The sequence below is a fragment of the Desulfobaculum bizertense DSM 18034 genome, assembly GCF_900167065.1.
GTDB classification, from domain to species: Bacteria; Desulfobacterota; Desulfovibrionia; order Desulfovibrionales; family Desulfovibrionaceae; genus Desulfobaculum; species Desulfobaculum bizertense.
Map to the genome: position 1 here is coordinate 331,274 of NZ_FUYA01000001.1, position 26,010 is coordinate 357,283.

General features: G+C 52.3%; 16 protein-coding genes. 8 read left to right on the top strand and 8 right to left on the bottom strand.

Annotation, left to right across the window (positions count from 1 at the left end; all coding sequences use genetic code 11):
- Positions 1 to 157 precede the first annotated feature (157 nt).
- The gene (locus B5D23_RS01565) at positions 158 to 565 is read left to right on the top strand and encodes a type IV pilin protein (RefSeq protein WP_078683637.1); all 408 of its coding nucleotides are present in this window, start codon (positions 158 to 160) and stop codon (positions 563 to 565) included.
- Positions 566 to 1,119: 554 nt separating this feature from the next.
- Positions 1,120 to 1,275 carry a hypothetical protein gene (locus tag B5D23_RS14985; protein ID WP_159445871.1) on the top strand — a complete coding sequence of 52 codons (156 nt, stop codon included), beginning with the start codon at positions 1,120 to 1,122 and terminating at the stop codon, positions 1,273 to 1,275.
- A 105-nt stretch (positions 1,276 to 1,380) separates the two neighbouring features.
- On the opposite strand, the gene B5D23_RS01575 is transcribed toward B5D23_RS14985, so the two are convergent.
- From B5D23_RS01575 to B5D23_RS01610, 8 genes are read right to left on the bottom strand one after another with little or no spacing between them, the layout of a single operon-like run.
- Positions 1,381 to 2,718 (bottom strand): sigma-54 interaction domain-containing protein, encoded by a 1,338-nt coding sequence (locus B5D23_RS01575; protein ID WP_078683639.1) that lies wholly within the window; start codon positions 2,716 to 2,718, stop codon positions 1,381 to 1,383.
- Positions 2,719 to 2,722: 4 nt separating this feature from the next.
- Positions 2,723 to 3,937, bottom strand: coding sequence for a type II secretion system F family protein (locus tag B5D23_RS01580; RefSeq protein ID WP_078683640.1), 1,215 nt, complete (start codon positions 3,935 to 3,937; stop codon positions 2,723 to 2,725).
- An 8-nt stretch (positions 3,938 to 3,945) separates the two neighbouring features.
- Positions 3,946 to 5,652, bottom strand: a complete 1,707-nt coding sequence (locus B5D23_RS01585; protein WP_078683641.1) for a GspE/PulE family protein — start codon at positions 5,650 to 5,652, stop codon at positions 3,946 to 3,948.
- 12 nt (positions 5,653 to 5,664) lie between these two features.
- Positions 5,665 to 7,257: an ExeA family protein gene (locus B5D23_RS01590; RefSeq protein WP_078683642.1), complete on the bottom strand. Its 1,593-nt coding sequence runs from the start codon at positions 7,255 to 7,257 to the stop codon at positions 5,665 to 5,667.
- A gap of 18 nt (positions 7,258 to 7,275) precedes the next feature.
- Positions 7,276 to 8,934, bottom strand: coding sequence for a type IV pilus secretin PilQ (gene pilQ / locus B5D23_RS01595; protein WP_234985049.1), 1,659 nt, complete (start codon positions 8,932 to 8,934; stop codon positions 7,276 to 7,278).
- Positions 8,915 to 9,448, bottom strand: a complete 534-nt coding sequence (locus B5D23_RS01600) for a hypothetical protein (protein ID WP_078683643.1) — start codon at positions 9,446 to 9,448, stop codon at positions 8,915 to 8,917. Before B5D23_RS01600 ends, pilQ begins: the two co-directional genes overlap by 20 nt.
- A 2-nt stretch (positions 9,449 to 9,450) precedes the next feature.
- The gene (locus B5D23_RS01605) at positions 9,451 to 9,999 is read right to left on the bottom strand and encodes a hypothetical protein (RefSeq protein ID WP_078683644.1); all 549 of its coding nucleotides are present in this window, start codon (positions 9,997 to 9,999) and stop codon (positions 9,451 to 9,453) included.
- A 2-nt stretch (positions 10,000 to 10,001) separates the two neighbouring features.
- A complete protein-coding gene (locus B5D23_RS01610; protein ID WP_078683645.1) occupies positions 10,002 to 11,966 on the bottom strand; it encodes a type IV pilus biogenesis protein PilM in 1,965 nt (654 codons plus the stop codon).
- A gap of 463 nt (positions 11,967 to 12,429) precedes the next feature.
- Here B5D23_RS01610 and B5D23_RS01615 point away from each other — a divergent pair, with 463 nt between their 5' ends.
- From B5D23_RS01615 to B5D23_RS01645, 6 genes are all read left to right on the top strand, one after another.
- Positions 12,430 to 15,003, top strand: coding sequence for a hybrid sensor histidine kinase/response regulator (locus B5D23_RS01615; RefSeq protein WP_233813700.1), 2,574 nt, complete (start codon positions 12,430 to 12,432; stop codon positions 15,001 to 15,003).
- Complete coding sequence (locus tag B5D23_RS01620; protein WP_234985050.1) at positions 14,990 to 16,456, top strand: sigma-54-dependent transcriptional regulator; 1,467 nt, start codon at positions 14,990 to 14,992, stop codon at positions 16,454 to 16,456. The genes B5D23_RS01615 and B5D23_RS01620 overlap by 14 nt, the downstream gene beginning before the upstream one ends.
- Positions 16,457 to 16,876: 420 nt before the next feature.
- Complete coding sequence (gene nifJ / locus B5D23_RS01625) at positions 16,877 to 20,527, top strand: pyruvate:ferredoxin (flavodoxin) oxidoreductase (RefSeq protein WP_078683647.1); 3,651 nt, start codon at positions 16,877 to 16,879, stop codon at positions 20,525 to 20,527.
- A gap of 914 nt (positions 20,528 to 21,441) precedes the next feature.
- A complete protein-coding gene (locus B5D23_RS01635) occupies positions 21,442 to 23,154 on the top strand; it encodes an L-lactate permease (protein WP_078683649.1) in 1,713 nt (570 codons plus the stop codon).
- Positions 23,155 to 23,293: 139 nt separating this feature from the next.
- Positions 23,294 to 24,673, top strand: a complete 1,380-nt coding sequence (locus B5D23_RS01640; RefSeq protein ID WP_078683650.1) for an FAD-binding oxidoreductase — start codon at positions 23,294 to 23,296, stop codon at positions 24,671 to 24,673.
- A 3-nt stretch (positions 24,674 to 24,676) separates the two neighbouring features.
- Positions 24,677 to 25,972: a (Fe-S)-binding protein gene (locus B5D23_RS01645; protein WP_078683651.1), complete on the top strand. Its 1,296-nt coding sequence runs from the start codon at positions 24,677 to 24,679 to the stop codon at positions 25,970 to 25,972.
- The last annotated feature ends 38 nt before the right edge of the window (positions 25,973 to 26,010 follow it).

The following is a 26,010-nucleotide window of genomic DNA, read 5'->3' on the forward strand; positions in this document are numbered from 1 at the left end:
TAAGGCTCAGTGCGCTTTTTGCTGACCACATTGGTGGCGTCAAAGCTGGCGTCGCTGTCGTAATCGAAGTGAGGGAAAGTCTGAGGCAGAGTTCGTGCCTTGAGACAAAACACATCGACTTCATTGACACCTGTTACCCTTGGGGAGAGAAAACAGTATGAATCAGAATACCCGTAAGAAAAACGGTTTTACCATGATCGAACTTATCGCGGTCATCGTTATCCTTGGCATCCTCGCTGCTGCCGCTGTGCCTCGTTTCCTTGATGCTAGGAAAAAAGCTGAGGAGGCTGTAGCAAAGGGCATTGTTTCTGCTTGGCAGAGTACATGTGCGATGGATTATGCTAAATCAGTGCTTGATGGAACGACATTTGCGTGCCCTACGGGTACTATTGATAACTCCGGTGGTAGTGCAACTGGTAAAGAAATTACAGGATTGGTTGTTGACCTTGGGGATAACGAGTTCACAATTGAGGCGACCGGAAAAAGTGGTGAATGCTCGGTGAAGGTGACAGGCGGTAAGCTTGATTCGACGGGCATCACGGGTAAATATTCCGTTCCCCAATAAGCTGATGGAAGCCTCTAGATTTTAATGTGTTAGTGAGACAGCCCCCGCTTGCGGGGGCTTTTTTTATGCGCCCGCTTCGCCTGCTGTCCTGTAGCTTTTTTTTCATCCCTTCACTGCACTTGGGCGCACTCTTTTTCTTCACCGAGTGCTCTGTTATCTTTCTCGTCTCTTGTGATTCCACTTTTCTCTTTTGCGCAAAGTCCTGTATACTCATGGGTGAATCTCATTTTTCAGTACGGAGGAGCCATGCGCTTTTTTCAGAATTTCATCATTATCTTTCTCTGTGCATTTTTCTGTGCACTGATTTTTCAGCATTTTGGGTGGACCTTTGGGCTTCCGTTCTCTGCCGTCGGCATAGGGTCCACTGTTGGAGCATTGGTTGCCTTGGTTTTGTTTCTCCCCAAAGGGAGGAGACGGCCAAGGAAAAACACAAAACAGGGGTAAGTACTGGAGATTTTGTCCTCATCCAGAAAGATGCAGAGGCAGCTTTTCATTGAGGCGCAATCTCGTGTATACTGCGCTCTGGTGCTCTATATTTAACCGCGAGGTGCATTATGCTTATTCGGATTATCATCCTGCTTATCTGTGCGTTCGCAGGTGCAGGTCTTTTCCAGTACTTTGGGTGGACCCTTGGGCTGTCCTCAACTCCGTACACCATTGGGTTCATCGTTGGTGCTGTTGTCGGTCTGGTGAGCTTTATTAAGCGCTGAGGCTGACTCGCTTCTCCTGCGCATGGAGAGCCTCATGACAGAGTCGGGTTACAGAAAGGCGTGTCTTTTCTGTGGCCCTTTTTTTGTGTCATCTACAGAAAAAAATTAATGATGCTGAGCTATTTTGTATTTGTTGACGTCGATTTCATATTTTTTGATCCGGTGCCACAGGCTCCGGGGTTTGATGCCCAGTAGCTCGGCTGCACTGTTTTGTACTCCTTCGGTCCTTTTGAGGGCTGCGCAGATCATTTTACATTCAATAGCCGCAAGCGATGAATCAAGATCATTGTGTTCAAGCTCGCTGGCCTGCTCCGCGCGCGGGGCAGTGCTCTCCTGAACTGGAGAATTTGGGACGTGTTCTTCGTGCCTAGGCGTCAAACGCTGCGCATCTTCCAGAACAAGGCTTCGCTCAACGTGATTTTTGAGTTCCCGAACATTGCCGGGCCAGTCCTGCGCAAGAAAAATCTGGAGCATTTCCGGCGGGCAGGGGCTTTCATGCCCAAGCTTTTTGCGGAAGTGGTCCACAAGCGCGGGAATGTCCTCCTTGCGCTGTCGAAGGGGGGGCAGGGCAAGTGGAAAAACATTGAGGCGATGGAAGAGGTCTTCCCGAAAGGTCTTTTCTTCTACTTTTTTGGGGAGATCTGCGTTGGTGGCAGAAATAATGCGCACATCGCAGTGCCGGGTTGAAGTGCTTCCCAGTCTTGAAATTTCCCCTGTTTCGAGTGTGCGCAAAATTTTTGCCTGTGTTTCAAGAGGCATGTCGCCTATCTCATCAAGAAAAAGCGTGCCATTGTTGGCAAGTTCAAATTTGCCGGGTTTGGCGCTGCTTGCCCCGGTAAACGCCCCTCGCTCATAGCCAAATAGTTCGCTTTCCAGAAGCTGACTCGGAATTGCTGCGCAGTTAATGGCAAGAAAGGGCCCCTTGGCGCGGGCGCTACATTTGTGAATGCCAGAGGCGATAAGTTCTTTGCCCGTCCCTGATTCGCCTGTGATGAGAACGCTACTGTCGGTGCGGGCAACCTGGGCGGTCTGGGTGAGCACTTCGCGCATGCTTCGGCTTTGGCAGATGATTTCAGGAAACATGGTGCTGGCGTCCAGAGTGGAAAGAATATCTGTTACCTGCAAGAGCATGGATTCCCAGATTTCCGGATCGGTTTTGTTGTGCGTTTCTTCTGCACTCTGTTTGGCAGACAAGACGCCAAGGTCTTCAGCTTTGCGGAAAAAGCGGAACAGCGGCCCGGTAATCCAGCGTAAAGAAAAGAGTGACGCCAAAAAAGTGATGCTGCCCACAAGGAGACAGAGCAGGAAAAGGCGGAGTTCTGGGTCATGAGGAAGGTCAAAAAGCAGCGGCAGGACATGGGCATAGACCAGAACTGCAAAAATGGAGAGTCCTGAAACAATGAAGGGGACCAAAACCCGTGCGCTCATTTTGACGTGTGTCATGAAGCTACCCCGCGATGTTTGTGAGGTCCCACATGGGCAGGAAAATGGCGAGAGCAAAGAAGCCAACGACACCTGCAAGAACCAGAATGAGCAGAGGTCCAATCAGGTCGGCCATACGCTTTACGGAATAATCCACCTCATAGTCATAGTGGGCCGCAACTTCCTTGAGCATTTCGTCAAGGTTACCAGTCTCTTCACCGATGGCAATCATGTTGATGACAAGAGGCGTAAAGTATGGAGAATTTTTCAGTGGTCCAGAAATGCCCCGGCCTTCGCGAAGTTCTGACTTGAGGCTTTTAAACACGCGGCTAATGGCGGCATTGCCGATAGTCTCGGCCAGAATGTCCACGGAGTTGATGACGGAAACGCCACTGGCCTGCAACAGCGCAAAAATTGAGGCAAAGCGGGACATGGCCGCCTTGAGAATAACAGGGCTGACAATGGGAATGCGCAGAATGAGGCGATCTTTCCAGAGCTGTCCACGCTCCTGCCGCAGGAACATGGTGAGTCCAACGCCTGCTCCTGCCAGTGCGAGGAGAATCAGGATCCAGTACTGAGAGAGCGCCGTGTACATGATAATGCAGATTCGGGTTGGCAGGGGGAGCGCAATATTTGCACTCTCAAAGATGCCCATGAATTTCGGAATGACAAAGGTCAGCAAAAAGAGAAATGCCCCGAAAAGTGCCGTCAGAACAATGCAGGGATACGTCATGGCAGAGGTTATCTGCTTTTTGACCTCACTTTCGTGCTGGAGGATGGAACTGAGCCGCTCCAGAACAGAAGGGAGCTGGCCGCTGATCTCGCCCGCATGCAGCATGCTGCAATAGAGGTGGTCAAAAATATCACCGTGTTTGGCAAAGGCCGCGTGCAGACTTGAGCCACTTTTGATGTCGGAATGAATATCAATGACGGCTTTTTTGAGACGCGGATTTTCGGTCTGCTGCTCCAGAACGTCCAAAAGAGACAGTACGGAGAGGCCCGCGCTTATCATGGTTCTGAACTGCTTGGTAAACAGGATAAGCTCTGTGGGTTTGACTCGATGAAAAAGCCTGTTCAGTCCATTGAACTGGATTGAGCTGGAGGACGCCTTTTTGACGTCCAGAGGAATAAAGCCTTCTGCTGCAATCCGGGTTTTTGCTTCAGAAAGTGAGCTGGCTTCAATGCTGCCGCTGTGAGTGCTTCCGCTCTCTGTGAGTGCCTTATATGTGTACTGCGCCATGAGTTTTCCTAAATGAGAACATTGCTTGCGGCTTCTTCAATTGTCGTGACCCCTTCCAGCACTTTTCGGGCCGCATCCTGTTGCAGGGTGTGGAAGTTCCCGGAGCGCAATGCCGCCTGAGTGATTTTTTTGGATGACGCCCGGTCCATGATGAGAGTCTGTATTTCTTCTGTAATTTCGAGAATCTCAAAAATGGCAACTCGCCCGGAATAGCCAGAGTTTCGGCAGAGCCTGCATCCGGTTCCACGGTAGTATTTGTGATTTTCTGGCAGATTCAGGGCGCGAAGCGCCTGACGGGGCGGGGTGTATTCCTCACGGCAATGCGGGCAGATGCGGCGCACCAGTCGCTGTGCAATGGATACGAGCAGGGTTGAAGCCACCAGAAATGGCTCAATGCCCATATCCAAAAGACGGGACACCGCTCCAGCTGCATCATTGGTATGCAGAGTGGAAAGCAGTCTGTGTCCTGTCATGGCGGCCTGAACAGCGATGCCTGCGGTTTCCCGGTCACGGATTTCACCAACCAGAATGACATCTGGGTCCTGACGCAGGATGGAACGCAGACCGTTCGCAAAGGTCATTCCTGCCCGGGTATTGAGCTGGACCTGTCGAATTTTTGGGACGCGGTATTCCACCGGGTCCTCAAGTGTGATGATGTTGGTATCTGGGGTGTTGAGCTTGGTGAGTGCAGCATAGAGGCTAGTACTTTTGCCACTTCCTGTCGGTCCTGTAGTGAGAATCATGCCATACGGACGCTCAAGCGCGGTGATGAGTTTTTGTTTGTCATCCCCGGACATGCCAAGGTCTTCCAGTCCCAGCAGGGAATTGTTGCGGGCCAAAAGGCGCAGCGTGATGTTTTCGCCGTGGATAGTCGGCAGACTGGATGCACGGACATGGACTTCCTGATTTTCATACTGGAAGGAAAAGCGGCCGTCCTGTGGGATACGGGAGACAGCAATGTCCATGTGAGACAGAATTTTGATGCGCGAGACCAGTGAGAGGAAAAACTTTTTTGAGGGGGCCGGGATTTCTCGAAGCTTGCCGTCTACGCGAAAACGGAGCTGGATATAGTCGCGCTCCGGGCTGATATGGACGTCACTTGCACCTTCCTGCATAGCCTGCGACAGGATGGAATTGAGCAGTTTGACCACAGGGGCGTCTGTGGCCATGCTTTCGAGGGAGTCGACAGCGATATCGTCGTCTTCATCCTCGCCAGATGCATGTTCCTCTGGTTCATCGTCCTGAATGCCTTCCAGCACACCAGACAGCATGCCCAGCTTGCTTCCGTAGGTGGCAAGTCCAAGTTCAGTCAGTTCCTGCTCCGTGCAAATAAGCGGATCAACTTCCATGTTGCTGGCGATTTCCACGGCATCAAGAGCGTTGATGTCTGTGGGGTCTGTCATGGCAAGCGTTAGCACGCGCCCCATGCGGCGGATAGGGACGACGTTGTGCTTTTGGGCAAGCTCTGGGGAGAGCAGCTCTGCTGCGTCCATGTCAAAAGGGTACTTTTCTGGGCTGTAGACAGGGATATTGAGCTGGCGGCTGATGAGCGCGACAATTTGTCGTTCTTCGATGTAGCCCTTCTGGACAAGGAACTGCCCAAGGCGAAGCGAAGACTGTGACTGGGCCTTGAGTATTTGTGGAAGCTGGTCCTGTTGCAGCAGGCCTGCCTGAATAAGCATTTCTCCGAGTCGGAGCCGTTTTCTGGAACTCATGAAGAACCTCGTTTAGATCGAAGCATCTGTCAGGTCAGAGTTGGGTTCTGCCTGTTCGTGAAGTGTCGCGGGAAAGTGAAGACCACCATAAAAGAGCATCCCTCGGGTACCGGAATCAATGAGACCAAGAGGTGCGATGCGCTGTGTGCGTCCGTGGGGAGCATGCAGGGCGTTTTCTGCATTGTGGATGTCGAGAAAAGCCCGGCGTTTTACAAGGCTAAAGCAGCAGCCCAGCTCCCGGCTGCTATGGACCAGAATGCGGAACTCTGGCCCAAGCGTGCGCAGGCTTTCATAGGCGCTTTGAAGCGTGCCTGTCCGGGCGTACTCAAGCCAGATACGGTGGGGGAGTTTCTGCGAAGGGTATGCCTGTGGCGGTGGAAAGCAGACGGTTTGCCCGGGGCTGAGATCGCTGGGGCTTCTGAGGCTCTCGTTGGCGACAAGCAGTTTTTCCAGATCGTCTTCCGTGTAGCGGCCATACACTCCCGCCATGATTTTTGAGAGAGACGCTCCGGCTGGAACCTGAACAGTCCCCAGTCCGTCATGGAGCAGGTTCTCTGCTGGGTGCATGGGGAGGGCTGAGTCGCTGGACTCTTTTGCCTGCGTGGATATAGGAGCTGTGACAGGCGGGGTATCAGCTTTGGACGTCAAGTGCTCCGCAAGCGCTGCGTGCATGCGCTCGGCATAGGGCAGTGTGTATTTCTGTACGGAGGGCAAAAACAGGCTGACGACCACAAGCGCTGCCGCACAGGCTCCAGCACAAAATTTAAAAAGCGTGTGCGGTGAGGTGCCCTGACTGCGGGCACAGCTTTTGACGAGCCGCGCGCTCACGCTTTGCCTGTCCTGCATGATGAGTCCAAGCATAATTTTGTGGCACAGGGTGATGATCTGGCGCGGGTGTCCCTTGCTTTGCCGGTGCAGTTCCCGAAAGGCCCCAGAGCTAAAGCGTGGGGCACGGGTTGGGCCGCCAATACTCGCACAGCTCATGCGGTGCATGACGAGTTTTTTGGTCTCGGCAAGGTTCAGCGGTGAGATGATGATGCATTCGTTGATCCGGTCTTTGACGTTTTTCATCTGCTCCAGCAGGTCCTGAAATTCGGGCTGGGCAAAGATAACGATTTGCAGAAGCTTGGCCGTGTTGGTCTCAAAGTTCAGCAGCTCGCGCAAAAGCTCAAGGCTCTCGGCAGAAAGCTTTTGCCCTTCGTCAATAAACAGGGCGACCAGTATCTCGTCTTCTGCCTTGGTCAGCAGACTGTGCTTGATGGCTTCCTTGATGTCCCAGCTTGAAGCGCCAGCTTCGGGGGGCTGGTCACACAGCAGCTCATGCAGGCGGCAAAGTAACTCGTGCTGTGACTGACAGGATGGGTCGAGAAGCAGGTGGGTCTCCACCGCAGCGTCTGCATGCAGGGAGCGCAGGAGCTGGCGACAGACCGTTGTTTTGCCTAGGCCGACTTCTCCGAGGACAATATTGAGGCCTCGGCGAAGCCGAAGAGCAATCTCCAGTCTGTGCAGACAGGAAAGATGCCCCTCGGCGCCGTAAAAGAAATTGGGATCAGGCGAATTGGAAAACGGTTCGCAGCCGAAGCCGAGCAGTCCGTAGTACTCCATTGTGCACCGTCTCCGTTGTTATGATGTCTTTTCTGAGACCGAAATCTCTGGTTTCTCTGCGTCCTCAGCGGCGTTCTTTTCTTCTTCCTGCCTCTTCATATCCTCGTCGTATTCCTTTTCCAGCTCTTCTACATTTTTGGGATGGGAGCCTTGTATCCACTGGCTCAGAATGTTGGGAGTGATGAAAATGAGGACCTCCTCAAGGTCATTGCTCTTGCTGTCTCCAGAGAAGAGTAGACCAAGGCCGGGAACGTCCTTGAGATACGGGACACCTGAGTTCTTGTTGCTCAGAGTGCGCTTGGTCAGGCCCGAAATAACAACAGTTTCGTTGTTGCGGGTGATGAGCGTTGTTTCGGTCTGTTTTTTGACGATAAGTGGATTGCCCTGCACTTTGTTGCTCAGGTCGACCTCGTCTTTCTTCACCCTGATTTTGAGCTTCAGGGTGCTGTCGTCAATGACGTGAGGCGTGATTTCCAGCCGCAGGACGGCATCCTTCCATTCCACATTGGTGTTGCCTGCTTCGTCGAGAGAAATGTAGGGCACCTCTGCGCCGTTCTCTGTAAAGGCCGTCTGGTTGTCCAGAGTGGTGATGGAGGGGCTGGAAAGAATACGCAGTTTGTTGTCTTCTTCCAAAGCAGAAAGCTGGGCTTCCAGAATATTGCCGCCAATGGTGCCAAAAAGCAGTCCGAGGGACAGCCCGTTGCCATTACTGGGGAAGGTGGACGGAACAAAATCCATTGCGGGACCATGCCCGGAGTTGCCTGTTTTCCCATCATTCAGGTTTGGGACAACACCATCTGTTGTAATGGGGCTGCTTGTTTTGGAGCCTCCGGTGCCGCCGGGCAAAACAAAGAGACTGTTGTCTCCGTTGGCAACTTTTGCGCCGCCGCCCCACTGGATGCCAAGATCACGGGCGACCTTGCTTGTGGTCTCCACAATGTGTGCCCGCAGGCGAACCTGCTTGCTGGGGCGGTCAAGGTACTCTGCCAGCTTGACCAGTTTGCGGACATCGTCAGGCGTTGCCTGAATAATCAGGGCATTTGAATGCGCATCGACCTCAACCGTGCCCCGGCTTTTGCCGTCGTCTGTTTGCGTCAGCACTTTTTCAAGATCGTCTTTCATGCTGCTGGCGTCGGCATAGCGAATCCGGACAATGGTGGTTGCCAGAGGCTGACGGTTTTTGAGCGCGGTCAGCTTGATGCCCTGTTCAATGTCCTCAACCGTCATGACGCGTAAAATTTTGCCTTCCCATTCATAGCTCAGACCATTGCTCTTGAGGATACTCAGGAAGATGCGATCCCATGGCTGGGAAACAATGTTGACGTTGACCATGCCCTGTACTGTGGGACTGATGAGAATGCTTTGGTTGGCAATACGCCCAAGAGCCTGCAACACGGCAACAAGATTGGCGTTGTGCATGCGAAGGGACACGGTCTTTGTTGGCAGGACGTGGTGTTCCTGGAGCGACAGAGACACGGCTTTTGGCTCCAGTCGCTGATGAACGCGGGGGACAGGAGCAGGGGAGTGTCCCTGAGCCTTTTGAGCAATGGTTTTCCATTTGTTCAAAAACTGCTCGTTCGCCGTTGTTTTGTCGTGAGCGCAGCCTGCAAGACACAGGCTGATGACAGTGCCGCACATCAGGAGGAAGAGGGAGAATTTAGTGAAGCTTCTGGGCATGGAGTTCCTCGGTAACGTTTACAGTGTCATCTTCCAGAGGAACAGTCAGCTGTTCCCGGGAGCCGTCTGCCGCGCTTGTCCGTTCCAGCCGGACTGAGCCGTGGCGAATGTCAACAAGGGTAAAGGCGCTGTTGTCGAGCTGCTCTCCACAGCTCAGTTCCTGTCCGTTGACAATGGCAATTCGCTGGCCATTCATTTCGATAAAACCGGAGTAGTGAAAGCCGGAGTCGTCGGAAAGGGTTCGGGTTTGCATGCCCTCTGTTTGTGCGGAAAGGGTGAGCGGCTCAAAAGGGTTCTCCAGCTCAGAGCCTTCGGCAAGGGCAATTTTTGTTTTTTCCAGCTGGGAGAGCCGGTTGATGATAAGCCCTTGCTGTATGCTGCTGACAGAGGCGTTCAGGTCGAGCTGCTTGGCTTGCGGTTTGGGAGCCTCACCAGAAGGCATCAGAAAGGTGTATGCCCCGTAGAGAACGGCGACCCCCATGAGGGCGAGCAGTCGTTTTTCACGTTTTTCCATGCCTAGCCCTCCTGCCTGACCTGTTTGACGTTAACCCACGCCCGAACTTGGAAAAGGGAGGTGTTGCCGGGCTGCTGCGTAATGTGCAGCGACTGGATGCTTTCCACGTAGGGCAGGGCGCCAATTTCAAGGAAGAAATCCCAGAAGTCCTGAAGCTGCCCCTTGAGGTCGAGGTCGAGCAAAATTGTTCCCTTGCGCAGTCCCAGAGTTGCAGGTTCACACTGCACGCGTTGCGGCTGGAGCTGGTAGTCCTGCGCCAAAGCGGAAATGCGGGGCGTCAGCCCCGGAATGCTGTCAAAGTCCAGCCGGGACGCTTTGGGGAGAGGAAGCACTGACGTGGGGCTGTCGAGTATCTGTTTGCACTGGACATACAGAGGGAAAAACGCCCGCTGTTCTTTTTGTGCAAACGCTGTTTTGGCAAGTTCCTGCTTGAGGCGGCGTACTTCGTGAGCCGCAGGGAGATTAAACACAAGAAAGAAGAGCAGTAAGGCACCGGCAGAGCAGATCATTTTGATGATGTGCGATCGAGAAAAACTGAGTTTTGAGGGCATGTCTAACTCTCCACTCTGACGTGCAGGGTAAAATACAGGCCAGAGCTTTGTGCTCCGGGGTGCTGGACCTGCCTGTCCATAATGACAGGGCGCGAGAATAATTGGGAATTTTCCAGCTTTACCAGATATGACGCAAGGATAGAATCCGGCATCCTTTGATCCTGAATATGCCCTTCGAGCACGAGCAGCCGCTCGGTGTTTGCCTGACTCAGGCGACGGCGCGCTGGGCGGACCTGTGTTGCTGGTCCGGGACTCAGTTCAAGGTCAAAGCGGAGGAGCTTGATGCTTGTCGGAGTGATTTGGGTAATCTCGCGCAGTGCCGCAAGGGATTCATAGCGTTTGGCGCGGCGTTTATCGGCCTTTTGTCGATGCTCAACGCGTTTGACCAGCTTGTCCATGAACGTCTTGCTGATTCTGGGGCTTTGCGCATTGAGCGCTTCCATGTTTTGCTCAAGTTCTTGCGTCAGCGTATGCTGGCGGTACTGCTGCCAGCCCCAAAAGCCTGCCTGAAGGATAAAAATCGAAAGAAAAGCCGCAAAGACGTATTGCGTGATTTGTGCGCTGCTTTTTTCGCGGATGCGGTCCTGATAGGTGTGCAGGAGGTTTGGCGTGTCTTTTTGTGATGACAGGGCAAGCGCAATGGTCAGGTTGAAGCCTGTGCGGGTTGCTATATCTTTCGGTGTCTTGATCTGCGTGTGGGCGATGCGATCGCTCCCCAGCGGATCAAAAAGCGAACAGTCCTGCGAAAGCTGGGCGCTCAGAAAGTCACGGACAGGTTTGCTGGCGGCAATGAGTCCAGAAAAATAGACTTGCTCGACGGCCTGCCCGTGTTCAGCATTGATATGATGATCAAAGGTCCGGTCGATCTGGCGGACAAGTCTTGTCAGGGCTGGGCTAATGATATTCATCAGCTCGGACAGCTCAAGCTCAGGGTGCTGGACTGAGTCTGGAAGGGGAGTACCTAAAAGTCGCGCAATAAGGTATTCTCGACTTTCTTTTTCGGAAAATTTGACGCTCGGTTCTTGTACTTCGGTACCGGGCATTTTCGTTGGGTCGAGTCCCTCCATTTGCATGGAAAAGGAATAGTCCAGAAGTCCAGCATCGTTTGCGTCTGTTCCCTGCTGATCGCTGGGAGAACGAAGTGCAAGTTGTAACTCTTCGACCATGCTTTCAAGACCCGCTTTGACGCCACGACTCAGGACCAGCTTGCCGTTTTCGAAAATATCAATGCGTGACCAGTAGCGGCCAATAAAAACAGAGGCGCAGCTTTTTTTCTGGGTGCTCGCCATTGGTCCCTGACACAGGTTCTGGAGGGCAAAGGGCGTAATGGTCGCCCCTGTAAGCGTGAAGTCCGCAGACGCGACAAGCTCCTGAACTTCGGTCAGAAATTTGCGGGGGACAGTATACGCGACAGCGTCGATTTTTTGTACGCCTCGATCAAGACGTTCGCCATGCAGCTGATAGTCAAAAATGACGTCATCGCTGACAAAATGTTTGGCTTTGTGCGCCGCCCAGTACAAAGTTTCGGGAATATGCTTTTCTGGAACCTTGGGAATACTCAGGCGCCAGATGTCGGCCTGCGCTGTGGAGACGAGTGTCCAGATTTCCACAGCGTTGTGTCCTGCATGAACCTCTGTGAGTGTTGATTTGAGAAATTCAGCAAAGAGCAGCTCACCAGGATGACCACCAACAGGGTAGTCTTTTTCCATGAGGTGCTGGAGTAATGGCGTCTCGTTGTGATGTTGGATGACTGCAAGACGAAGCTTGCTTGGACCAATATCCAGGCCAATAACAGTACGCGGAACAGCCTTTTTTATGGAAAAAAGCGGTTTCTTTGCGAAGTGACGCGGCTGTTTCCTGCGTTGTGGACGCTGCGGCGCTGGTTCGGGTATTTTTTGAGATGAAGAGTCTCCCCGAATCGTCTTTAAAAGACGTTCAGTAGAGCTGGAAGCAAAAGGTGTCGCCAAAATCCCCCTCCGATTTTGTAGACGTTAGGCTCCATGCGGCATGGATAGTATGGATGTTCTCTGCTAATAATAACTTTTCTTGAAATAGTGAGTACAAAAAAATTCACTTGAAGAATATTCTGTGGCCCCACACCACAAAATTTTCTTGTTCGTGAAGAGACTTACAAATATCCACCAAAGCTCTCTACTGTCAATACACTGTCTCTGTATTATGGTGGAATGCAAGCCTTTTGTGGTCTCTGCGAAACAAAAGCTTTTGCCTCAAGAAAAATTTCGGGCTAAAGGATGTCTAAAAAATTTGAGGACAACGTGGCAGAAAAACTGACGTAGCAGCACTGTATACGGATTTTTGTCAAAAGTTCAAGAAAAAGGACAAGGTATTTACATGTCCAAGATGATAAAATGTGTCTTTTTGCTATGTTTTTTCATGTGTTTTCCTGTTCTTGGGCAGGCTGTGGAAAATATGCCCCAGCCTTCTCTGAAAGGAAATATACTGTATCTCAATTCCTATCATGACGGCTATTCCTGGTCAGACAGCATCCTTCAGGGGCTTAGAACATCCCTTGATCCATACAGAAATGTTGCACTTCAGGTCGAATACATGGATTTCAAAAAGTATGAGCTTGATTTTGTGTCGCCCATGCTTCGTGACCTGTACAAGGGCAAGTTCAAGGACCGGAATTTTGATGCGGTCATCTTATCCGACAATAATGCTGTGGATTTTTATCTCAGCTATGGAGAAGAGCTGTTCCCGGATGTTCCTGCCGTTTTTTGCGGACTCAATGATTACGACCCTGCATTGATTCAGGGGCGAAATATGACCGGGATAGCAGAGAATTTTGACGTTGTGTTTACGCTTTCGCTTGCGCTTCAGATTAACCCCAAGCGAAACCACATGGTCATCATTGGTGATGAATCCACGACAGGCGTCGCCATTCGCAATCAGATTCTTGCTGGAGTCCCCGAGTTAAATAAAAAACTTTCGGTTGAATACTGGTCGGACTTTACCATGCAGGAGCTGCGCAAAAAGGTGCAGCGCCAGTCCGAGGAGACGTTTTATTTTTTCATTCCGTTTTATAAGGAAATTCAGGGGCGTTTCTACTCAGCAAAAGACGTTTTGGAGATCGTTGCTGATGAAACGTCTGCTCCAATCTACTCCAGCTGGGAATTTTTGCTGGGGCACGGCATTGTTGGCGGACGGATGCTGTCCGGAGAGCGCACAGGCGAAGCGGCAGGAAAGCTGGCTCTCAAGGTGCTGACGGGCGTGCCTGTTCGCGAAATCCCTGTTGTTCAGAGCGTGCCCACGGAATATATGTTTGATTTTAAGGAATTGAAGCGTCTGCATATTGACGAGAAGCTGCTTCCCTCAGACAGTATCATTATAAATGCACCGAAAGCCTTTTATGAGATTGACCGGGGCGTATTCTGGACAATCATTGTGGGCTTTTTGCTGCTCATGCTGATTACGCTCTTTTTGGTTCGCAATGTTGCCCGCCGCAGGGTGGCCGAAATGGAAATGGGCAATCAGCTTTCTTTTCAGGAAATCCTTATGGACACCATCCCGCTGCTGGTGACCTGGAAAGATCGCAACCAGTTTTATCTTGGTGCGAACAAGAATTTTGCAAACTTCTTTGGTCTGTCGTCTCCGAGTCAGGTCATTGGGCGAAAGGACTCCGCACTTCCGGGTTTGCGAGGCTTTCTGGAATGGGGAGAACCACTGGACAAGAAAGTTTTTGAAACGGAAATCCCGATTCGCCGCCAGCGTTGCACCGTGAAAAGTGCAAGCGGTGAAGTTCGCATCCTTGAGGTGAACAAGGTGCCGCTTCTGGATGAGAAAGGGAAGATCATGGGCACGCTCTCCACCGGAGAGGACGTGACCAAGGAAGCGAATCTTGAGAAGCAGCTGCTCCAGTCGCAAAAGATGGAAGCCATTGGTACTCTGGCTGGCGGCATCGCTCATGACTTTAATAATATACTCACCTCAATCATCAACTCCACGGAGCTGGCCCAGCTTGATGTCGATTCCAGCACTCCCGCCGGGCAGGATCTCCAGCGTGTGCTCAAGGCTGCCATGCGGGGCAGTGAGCTGGTGAAGAAAATTTTGACCTTTAGCCGTCCCTCGCAGGAAGGCTTTCAGTATATCCATGTCGAAGAGGTTGTCCGCGATGCTGTGGGCCTGCTCAAGGCATCGCTCCCGCGCAACATTACGGTGCTGACCCGCTTTGGCGAGGGGCTTGGTCCCTGTCTGGCTGATCCAACACAAATTCACCAGGTGGTTATGAACCTGTGTACCAATGCTTTCCACGTGTTACGGGAGAATGGAGGGCGTCTGGTTATCAGTCTGGAGGTGGAAAACATTGATGTAGAAAAGTCGGAGTTGCACAATTTGCCTCTGGGGCGGTACATAGCCCTCACTGTTGCGGACAATGGTCCCGGCATACGGCCGGAGATTGTTGACAAGATTTTTGATCCCTTCTTTACGACCAAGGGTAAGGCTGAAGGCACGGGCCTTGGCTTGGCCGTGGTGATGGGTATCGTGAAAAACCACAAGGGTGGAATAGAAGTCGTGAGTACGCCGGGACTGCGGACTGCATTCACGATTCGTCTTCCTGTTGCCCTTGGACAGGAGCAGGAACAGGTCAAAAGCGTTGGCCCGGCATTGCCGGGGCATGGACGCATTTTATTTGTTGAGGATGACGAGGACCAGCTTGCGACGATCCCCCGAGTTCTTTCTCAGCTTGGCTATGAGGTTGATTCTGCAAAAGATGCCCTGACTGCTGAACAAATTCTCGAGCAAAGCACCGAAGCCTATGATCTTGTCATAACGGATTATGACATGCCCGGCATGAATGGAGTGCAGTTTGCCAAAGAGCTGCTCAGGCACCGCCCCGAACTTCCGGTTATTCTCGTCTCTGGACGGGAACGGGTCGTGGGTGCTGCCAAGGCTCTCGAAAATATTTCGCGCGTAATTATTAAACCTTATGACCGAAATCTTCTTTCACAGGCAATAAGGGATATTTTGCATGGCAATGCTTGATGACTCAAACGTATTTGGCAACATTCTGGTCATTGATGATGATCAGGAAGTTTGTGGAACCATGAAAAGCCTGCTGACGCGGATGCTCCTTCACTGCGAGACCGTGTCGACCCTTCGGGGTGGGCTGGAAAAACTCAGAAGCCAGAATTTCGACGTCGTCTTTTTGGATGTCCGCCTGCCGGATGGAAATGGACTGGATGCCCTGGGTGAAATCAAGGCACTGGAAGATTCTCCGGAGGTTATCATTCTGACGGGGCAGGGCGACCCTGATGGAGCGGAACTCGCTATCCAGGGTGGCGTTTGGGACTATCTGGTGAAGCCGACGCCTATCAAGCAGACAATGCTCAGCGTGCAGCGGGCATTGAAATATCGTGAAGAGAAGCGGGCAGAATCGCCTGTTGTCGCGATGAACCTTGATAACATGATTGGCTACAGCTCTGGAATGCACCGGATTTTTGACCTGATGGCGCAGTCGGCCCGCTCGCTGTCTGCGACTCTCATCACAGGCGAAACCGGAACTGGTAAGGAGCTGACGGCCCGAACCATTCACGAAAACAGTGGGCGTCGGACAGGGCGCTTTGTGGTTCTGGACTGTGCATCGCTGACGGAAACTCTTGTTGAGAGCACGCTTTTTGGTCATCGCCGTGGCGCCTTTACGGGGGCGGACAAAGACCGGACTGGTCTTATCAAGATGGCGGATGGTGGCACACTGTTTCTTGATGAAATTGGTGAACTGCCACTGAATGTGCAGAAATCATTTTTGCGTGTTCTTCAGGAAAAGCGTTTTCGTCCGGTTGGCTCCCTGCAGGAGGAGACCAGCGACTTTCGTTTGATTGCTGCCACGAATCGAAATTTGGAAAATCGGGTGCACGAGGGCAAGTTCCGGGAAGATTTACTCTTTCGGCTCAAGACCATTGCGATCGAACTTCCGCCGCTGCGAGAGCGTATTGAAGACATTAAACCCTTGTCTCTACACCACATAACGCGGCTGTGTGAACAGTATAAAGTTCCTGTAAAGGGCTTTGGGTCCGATTTCTTCGAGGTACTTGGGTCCTACCGGTGGCCTGGAAACGTACGTGAGTTATTTAATGTCCTCGAAAGAGCTTTTGTTGCATCTGGCCAGGAAAAAACGCTGTATGCAATGCATCTTCCGCAGGACATCCGCATTAAGGTTGCCAAGGCAACCCTGGGAGAAGCCCGCGAAGATGGCGCAGCAGAGGGTCCCCAAAGCCCTCTGGAGCAGGAAGCTCGTTCTGCAGCTGCCGGACTGGAAAGTCTCATGACCGGAGACCTTCCTGACTTGCGGATGTTTAAGTCGCTGATGGAAAAGCAGTACCTCCAGACGCTTATTGAGCGCTGTGACGGTGACCTGAATCAGATTCTAAGAATCTCAGGCCTGTCTCGCTCGCACTACTATGCGCTTCTCAAGAAGTCTGGGCTTTCAGCAAAGTAATTTTTGCGGTATGTCTTGTTTTCAGGATTTTGACTTTTCTGTCTGAGAAAAAAGATTCTCTTAGAAAACAAGCTATTAATCGTGTTTTTGTATGGAATATTGCGATATTCATCAAAAAAGTTGCGAGAAGACTATACGAAACTGGTGATTGTCGTTAAAGGGACAGATGGGAGCTGATTGTTTGAATAAACAGTTCTCGCTCCTCAATTTTATTCTGTCCTGAAAAACGGACACGGTGCGGTACCAATTGGCGTTGAATTTCGGTTTTACGTCACTTTCACCAGTTTTATAGGGTAAAACACATAGGCTCGATTGAGGCACGATACTTGCTTATCTGGGAACGCTTTTCCCAGGAATACAGTTCCCGTGTCTGGATTTTGTCTCGGTAACTGTTTCATGAATCTTTAAGGAGAAGGATTTATGCCTAAACACATGAAGACCATGGACGGCAACAACGCAGCTGCATATATTGCTTATGCACTGTCCGACTGTGCCGCCATTTACCCCATCACCCCTTCGTCCACCATGGGCGAAGTCGCTGATACTTGGGCTGCCAAAGGTCAGAAAAACATTTTTGACCAGGTTGTCAGCATCAAGCAGCTTCAGTCTGAGGCTGGTGCAGCAGGCGCTGTTCACGGTTCTCTGGCTGCTGGCGCTCTGACCACGACTTTTACGGCTTCTCAGGGCCTGCTGCTCATGATCCCGAACATGTACAAGATCGCTGGTGAGCTGCTCCCCGGTGTCTTCCATGTTTCCGCTCGTGCTCTCGCTGGTCACGCTCTGTCCATCTTCGGCGACCACGCCGACGTTATGGCTTGCCGTCAGACCGGTTTCGCTCTGCTCGCATCCAATTCCGTTCAGGAAGCAATGGACATGGCTCTCGTTGCTCACCTGTCCGCTCTTGATAGCAGCGTGCCGTTCGTCCACTTCTTCGACGGATTCCGTACCTCCCACGAAATTCAGAAGATTGAAGTCATCGACTACGAAGACATCAAGAAAGTCGTGAACTGGGAAGCAATCGAAACCTTCCATGCCCGCGGTGCTAACCCCGAGCATCCTGAGGTTCGTGGTACTGCCCAGAACCCCGATATTTACTTCCAGGGCCGTGAGGCTTGCAACTCTTTCTACGCAGAGCTGCCCTCCATCGTCCTCGAAAACATGAAGAAGGTCGAGTCCATCACTGGTCGCCGCTACCGTCTCTTTGACTACGTTGGTCATCCTGAGGCTGAGCGCGTTATCATTTCCATGGGTTCCTCCTGCGAAGCTATCGAAGAAGTTATCAACCACATGGTTGCTGACGGCGAGCGTGTCGGTCTTGTTAAAGTCCGCCTCTTCCGCCCCTGGTCTTCCGAAGCTATCCTTTCCGTTATCCCGGCTACCACACAGACCATCACCGTCCTCGACCGCACCAAGGAGCCTGGCGCTCTCGGCGATCCGCTGTACGAAGATGTCTGCACCGCATTCATGGAACGCGGCGACATGCCTACCATCGTTGCCGGTCGTTACGGCCTCGGTTCCAAGGAGTTCACTCCTGGCATGATCAAGGCTGTGTTCAACAACATGATGGTTGCTCAGCCGAAGAATCACTTCACCGTTGGTATCAACGATGACGTGACTCACACCTCCCTTGAGGTTGTTGAGGACGTGAATACCACCCCCGAAGGCACTGTTCAGTGCAAGTTCTGGGGTCTTGGTTCCGACGGTACTGTCGGCGCTAACAAGTCCGCTATTAAAATCATTGGTGACAACACCGACATGTATGCTCAGGGTTACTTTGCATACGACTCCAAGAAGTCCGGCGGTATCACCATTTCTCATCTGCGTTTCGGTCACTCTCCGATCCAGTCCACCTACCTCATCACTGATGCTGACTACGTTGCATGTCACAACCCTGCATACGTGCACCAGTATGACCTGCTGGACGGCATCAAGGACGGCGGCACCTTCGTCCTGAACTGCCCCTGGACCGTCGAGGACATGGAGAAGGAACTTCCTGCTTCCATGAAGCGCGCTATCGCAGAGAAAAAGCTCAAGTTCTTCACCGTTGACGCTGTGAAGATCGCTGGCGAAGTTGGCCTGGGTGGCCGCATCAACATGGTGATGCAGACTGCCTTCTTCAAGCTTTCCAGTGTTATTCCGTTTGAGCAGGCTGTTGAGCTGCTGAAAAAAGCTATCGTCACTTCTTATGGCAAGAAGGGTGAGCACATCGTTAACATGAACCACCAGGCTGTCGACAACGCCGCTGGCGCTCTCGTCGAAGTCAAGGTTCCTGAAGCATGGCTGACCGCTACTGACGAAGACTGCTCCTGCCACTGCGAAGATCCCGATTACATCAAAGACGTTGTTCGTCCTATCCTCGCTCAGCAGGGTGACGAGCTGCCTGTTTCCGCTTTCGAGCCTGACGGAATCGTGCCTCTCGGCACCACCGCTTTCGAAAAGCGCGGCGTTGCAATCAAGGTTCCGGAATGGAATCCTGACAACTGCATCCAGTGTAACCAGTGCTCCTTCGTCTGCCCTCACGCTGCAATCCGCCCGGTTGTCGCAACTGAGGAAGAACTCGCCGGTGCTCCTGAGTCCTTCAAGACTGTGGACATCAAGGGTTCCAAGGAACTCAAGGGCATGAAGTACCGCATGCAGGTCTACGCTCAGGATTGCCTGGGTTGTGGTAACTGCGTCGACATTTGTCCTGCTAAGGACAAGGCCATCGTGATGAAGCCTCTCGCTTCTCAGATGGACGAAATCGACAACCTCGCATTCGCTGAAGCTCGTATTTCTGATAAGAGCGACGCCCTCGCCAAGCGCGACAACGTCAAGAACTCTCAGTTCTTCCAGCCCCTGCTTGAGTTCTCCGGTGCATGTTCCGGTTGCGGTGAGACTCCTTACGTTAAGGTTCTTACTCAGCTCTTCGGTGAGCGTATGGTTATTGCCAACGCTACCGGTTGTACCTCCATCTGGGGTGCTTCCGCTCCGACCGTGCCTTACACCACCAACAAATGCGGTCACGGCCCGACCTGGGGCAACTCCCTGTTCGAGGACGCCGCAGAGTTTGGCTTTGGTATGCACCTCGGCATCTCCCAGCGCCGCGAGAAGCTTGCTGACCTCGTCAGAAAGGCTCTCGAGACCGAACTGACCCCTGAGCTGAAAGACGCTATGCAGGGTTGGCTCGACAACATGGAAGACGCTGATCTCTCCAAGTCCTACGGCGACAAGATCCGTGCAGAACTCTGCAACGTCATGCCGACCGAACTCATCGCTCAGATCTCTGAGATGGATGAACTCTTCACCAAGAAGTCCTTCTGGGTCTTCGGTGGTGACGGCTGGGCTTACGACATCGGTTACGGTGGTGTTGACCACGTCCTCGCTTCCGGCGAAGACATCAACATCCTCGTTGTCGACACCGAAGTGTACTCCAACACCGGTGGTCAGTCCTCCAAGGCTACCCCGCTCGGCTCCATCGCCAAGTTCGCTGCTTCCGGTAAAAAGACCGGCAAGAAGGACCTCGGCCAGATGGCTATGAGCTACGGCTACGTCTACGTCGCTTCCGTCGCTATGGGCGCTAACAAGCAGCAGCTCATGAAGGCATTCAAGGAAGCTGAAGCATACAATGGTCCTTCCCTCATTATCTGTTACGCACCTTGCATCAACCAGGGTATCCGTAAGGGTATGGGCAAGACCCAGTACGAACAGGAACTGGCTGTGAAGTCCGGTTACTGGCCGCTGTACCGCTTCAACCCCGAACTTGCCAAAGAAGGCAAGAATCCCTTCTCCCTCGATTCCAAGAAGCCCGACGGAAGCCTTCAGGAATTCCTCTCCGGTGAAAACCGCTACGGCCTGCTCGAGCGTACCTTCCCCGAAGAGTCCAAGAAGCTCCGCGCTGAAATCGAAGTCGAGTACAACCAGCGCTTTGAAACCTACACGGCCCTCGCTTCTCTCGAAGGCCCCAAGGTCATCGCTGAAAGCGTTGAACTCAAAGGCGGAGAGGCTGGTGACAACTGCACCATGTCCGAAACCGCTGAGCACGCCCGCCCCGAAGGCGGCGAGGCTTGCGAAGATGGCCGCGAAGGTAAGTAATTACCAGCGCTAACATCTGCTTCGCGTATATGCGGGTCCCTGTTCTCAGGGACCCGCTTTTTTTTTGGCGTAGAGCTGGCTAGGTGGGGGGGAGAAATTGGGGGCGCTGCCCCCAAACCCCCGCGCAAGGGAATGATTCCCTTACGTATCCTCATCGAGTTTGAATTCCCTCCACGCTTCGCGTGAATGAAATTCAAACTTGGGTGAGAAGGCGTAAAAAACATCGTTCTCTTTCCCATGAGTTGCCACCATTCTCTTTGAACGCCTTTTGGCGTTCAAAGAGAATAAGTGCGGTTTGAAGGCAGAAGAACACGCAATCGGGAAACGCCACTAGACCGAAAAAAAGGGGATCGAAATGGAGAGGAGAGCGAAGCTCTCATCACATTTCGATCCCCTTTTATTTCGGGCGAAAGCGGGATTCCCAAGGGCCTCGTCCTTGGGCGGGGTCAAGGGGCAGCGCCCCTTGTAGGGGAGTGGGACAAAGTCCCCGCACAAAAATCATGATATAAAAATCACAAGAAAAAACAGGGAGTTCGGGAAATAGGACAAAAGGTTCCAGTTAGGGGAGAGTCTGATTTTTAAGACAGTTACGGAAAGAGGGAGGCGGAAATATGTCAAGAGCGTGACAGAATGTGGCTTGGTAGGGGGAGTTGAAAATTGCTATCATTCATATGCAAAAAGTGGTTACTGTAAACGCAACCAATTAAATTGAATGAAAACAATGAGATAAGCGTGTTGGCCTGGGGTGTCTGAATTGCCAGACAAAATGGCTAAAAATTGGTTGTACCTTATTTCAGACTTTTAAATAAGCTGCCGAATTATATTGAGAAAATTGGTTCTACCACTTTGGCACAATCCTTGATAGAGAGGGAGTGGATTATCGTTCAACCTTTTAAAACACGTTGGGAGCTTCTATGTCCATTGGTGTATTGGCACTGGTGGCGGTCCTCCCCATCGCACTTGCCCTGGTGTTGATGGTTGGGATGCGCTGGCCAGCCACTAAAGCCATGCCTTTGGCGTGGCTGGTTACGGCTCTGGGAGCGGTTTTTGCGTGGCAGCTGCCTGCTGGGTACGTTGCAGCATTAACTGTTCAGGGAATTATCACCGCAATCGGAATTTTGATTATTGTTTTTGGTGCACTGCTGATTCTGTACACGTTGCAGCATAGTGGTGGCATGGAGACAATTCAGTACGGATTCCAGAACGTTTCTCGAGACCGCCGAGTGCAGGCCATCATTATTGGCTACATGTTCGCGGCATTTCTTGAGGGCGCGGCCGGATTCGGAACGCCGGCGGCACTGGCAGCCCCGTTGCTGCTGAGCTTAGGTTTTCCTCCGCTTGCAGCGGCAGTCATCTGCTTGGTCTTTAACTCCTTCCCGGTGACGTTTGGTGCTGTAGGTACACCTGTCGTACTGGGACTGAAGTTCCTGAAAGACCTTGTTGAGGCGGCTGTTGTTTCTGGCGCAGCTGGAGTTAATTTCACCAACATGGAGTCATTTAACCTGTTGGTGGGGCAGTGGGCAACGCTGATGCATTTGCCGATGATATTCATCCTGCCCGTGTTCATGCTGGGCTTCATGACCCGCTTCTTTGGCCCGAACAGAAGCTGGAAAGAAGGTTTTGCAGCATGGAAGTTCTGTATTTTTGCAGGCGTCGCGTTCACCATTCCATACATGATCTTTGCATGGCTGGTTGGACCTGAGTTCCCGTCTCTGATTGGTGGACTTGTTGGCGTAGGCATCCTGATTTTTGGTGCGAAAAAGGGCTTCTGTGTGCCCGAAGGGTCCTGGGATTTCGGACCTCACGACAAGTGGGATCCGGAATGGATCGGGACTATTGCTCCGGATGAAAAGGCTGAGTTTAAGCCGCATATGAGCCAGTTACGCGCGTGGGTTCCATATGTGCTGATCGGCCTGATTCTGGTCATAACCCGTATCCCAGATCTCGGACTGAAGGGAATTCTTGCTGCACAAAAGATTTCTTTCACCGATATCCTTGGATACGAAGGCGTGAATGGTTCAATTGCGTATCTGTACTTGCCTGGAACCATTCCGTTCATCCTCGTTGCTGTGATGACTATTTTCATCCACGGCATGAGCGGAAAAGCAGTGAAAGCCACATGGTCTCAGGCCATTGGCGTAATGAAAAATCCCACGATTGCACTGTTCTTTGCAGTGGCTCTGGTCTCGATTTTCCGAGGCTCTGGTGTTGGGAACGAGCTGTTTAATCCTAACGGGTATCCTTCGATGCCTCTGGCCATGGCACAGGCCGTCGCTGCACTGACGGGTAATGCCTGGCCGATGGTGGCCTCCTTTGTTGGTGGGCTTGGCTCGTTCATCACTGGTTCGAACACGGTTTCTGACCTCTTGTTCGCAGAGTTCCAGTGGGGCGTAGCAACTACACTTGATCTTCCCCGACAGATCATTGTGGCTGCGCAGGCTGTTGGTGGTGGCATGGGTAACATGGTCTGTGTGCACAACATTGTCGCGGTGTGTGCCGTTGTTGGTCTGTCCGGAATGGAAGGACAGATCCTCAAAAAGACTGTGTGGCCATTCCTGCTGTACGGCCTGGTGGTTGGTATTGTGACCACCTTGATGAGCTTTGTCTTCCTGCCGCATCTTTTCTAGGCAGCGAAGAGAAAGAAAGCCGAAGCTTCTGCGTGTTAGCGGAATCTTTATGGATTAAAAAAAGAACGGGGAGGGGTGGTTTTTGGCCACCCCTCTCATGTATCTCCAAAAGACAGTCTTGAGCCCTCAGGAGAAAGCTATGAACGACGCCCTGATAAAAGAGTTTCAGGCCATTGTTGGTAAGGAAAACGTCCTTGATGCCGAACCCGATAGACAGGCTTATGCGTACGACTCAGCCGTACTTGATCCTGTAACCCCTGAATTGGTTGTTCGACCGAACAAGGTTGAGGAACTTGGCAGGGTTCTGCGCCTTTGTAACGAAAACGGTCTTCCCATTACTCCTCGCGGTGCCGGCAGTAACCTGTCTGGTGGGACCATTCCCAAGAACCGTGGTGTTGTAGTATTGACCAACTCCCTGAACAGGATCCTCGAAATTAACGAGGAAGACATGTACGCCGTTGTTGAGCCGGGCGTCGTTACCGCAAAGTTTGCTGCAGAAGTTGCTTCTCGCGGACTTTTTTATCCTCCGGACCCAGGCTCTCAGGCTGTTTCTACTCTTGCTGGTAACATTGCAGAGAACGCAGGCGGTCTTCGCGGACTGAAATACGGTGTGACCAAAGACTACGTCATGGGTGTCGACTTCTTCGACGTCAACGGCGATCTGGTCAAATCCGGTTCCCGCACCGTGAAATGCGTAACTGGCTTCAACCTTTCCGCACTGCAGATTGCAGGCGAGGGCAGCCTTGGTGTGATTGCACAGGCTATTCTGAAGCTCGTTCCGCCGCCGGCAGCAAACCGTGCTATGATGGCCATTTTTGATTCCATCGATAAGGCTTCTGAGACAGTTGCAGCAATCATTGCGAACAAGATCGTTCCCTGTACCCTCGAGCTGATGGACCAGCGTACCATTGAACTGGTTGAGGATTACACGAAAGCCGGTCTTCCCACTGATGCAGCTGCAATCCTTCTGATCGAGGTTGACGGTCACCCCGCACAGGTCGCTGACGAAGCTGAAATGGTCGTCAAGATTTGTGGTCAGTGCGGTGCAACAACCGTGAAGGCTGCAAAGGACGAAGAAGATCGCTTTAAGATTTGGGAAGCCCGTCGAGCAGCTCTGCCTGCTCTTGCACGTGCCCGTCCGACCACGGTTCTTGAAGACGCAACTGTGCCGCGTTCCCAGATCCCAGCAATGATTCGTGCCGTCAACGACATCGCCGCCAAGTACAACGTGACCATTGGCACCTTTGGTCATGCTGGTGATGGTAACCTGCACCCGACCATCCTTTGTGACCGTCGCGATCACGAAGAGTTTGCCCGGGTTGAGGACGCAGTTGACGAGATCTTTGATGTTGCACTGTCCCTCAAGGGAACCCTTTCTGGTGAGCATGGCATTGGCCTCGCCAAGGCCAAGTGGCTTGAGAAAGAAACATCCCGTGCCACTATTGACTACGCCAAGCGCATTAAGGCTGCCGTTGACCCGAAGGGCATTCTTAATCCCGGCAAGATCATAGGAGCATAGACAATGGCTGATCTTCATAAACTTGCACAGATGCTTCATGAGCTGGACGACCAGATGGCCGCCTGCATGAAGTGTGGTATGTGCCAGAGTGTGTGTCCTGTTTTTGCTGAAACAATGTCTGAGGCAGACGTAACACGTGGCAAAATCGCTTTGCTGGAGAATCTGTCTGGCGAGCTGGTGAATGATGCTGAGGGCGTCAAAGAGCGCCTGAACAAGTGTCTGCTGTGTGGCTCCTGTGCTGCCAACTGTCCTTCTGGTGTCAAGATTATGGACATCTTCCTGAAGGGCCGTTGCATTGTGAATACGTACCTTGGTCTGCCTGCAGCAAAGAAGCTTGTCTTCCGTAACCTGCTGACTCGCCCCAAGCTGTTTAATGCCATGCTGGATACCGCAAGCATCTTCCAGGGTGCTGTGACCTCCAAGGGCGATGAGCTGCTTGGTACCTCGTGCGCCAGAATGCTGGACCCGATCATTGGCAAGCGTCACTTTGTCCCGCTGGCCAAAAAGGCTTTCCACCGTCATGTGTCCGCACTTGACGAGCAGGCTGGATTCTCTGGCCTTCGTGTGGCATTTTATCCTGGCTGCGCGGTGGACAAGTTTTTCCCGAATGTCGGTCTTGCAGCACTGAAGGTTCTCAAGCACCATGGTGTGGGCGTGTACATGCCTTCTGGCCAGGTCTGCTGTGGTCTGCCTTCTCTCGCTTCTGGCGATATCGAAGGTTTCCTGAAGCAGGCTGCAAAGAATGTGGCACTTTTTGGTGACGCATCCTTCGATTATTTGATAACTCCTTGTGGCTCCTGTACGGCAGCATTCAAGGAGCTGTGGCCAAAGTTTGTATCTGAAATGCCGTCTTCCGAGCGCGCTGCTGCCATGCAGATTGCTGAGAAGGCTATCGATATTAATGAGTTTATCGTGGACAAGCTGGACATTACGCTGCCCGAACCCGAGACGACGGGCGGCATCCCGCTGACCTACCACGATCCGTGTCACTTGGATAAGTCGTTGAACGTTTCCAGCCAGCCCCGTGCTCTCCTGAAAGCCAACCCCAAATATGACTTCCGGGAGATGAAAGAGCACAACCGCTGCTGTGGCAACGGCGGAACCTTCAATCTCTTTCACTACGAGGTCTCCAAGAAGATTGGCGAACGCAAGCGCGATAATGTTATCGCCTCCGGCGCCAAGGTTGTTGCAACTGGTTGCCCGGCCTGCATGATGCAGCTGAACGACGTTCTGTCGCAGTCGCATGCCGGTGTCGAAGTAAAGCATTCAATCGAAATCTACGCAGAGACGCTCGACTAAAACACCACATGGGGCGGCGGCTCCTGTCGCCGCCCTGT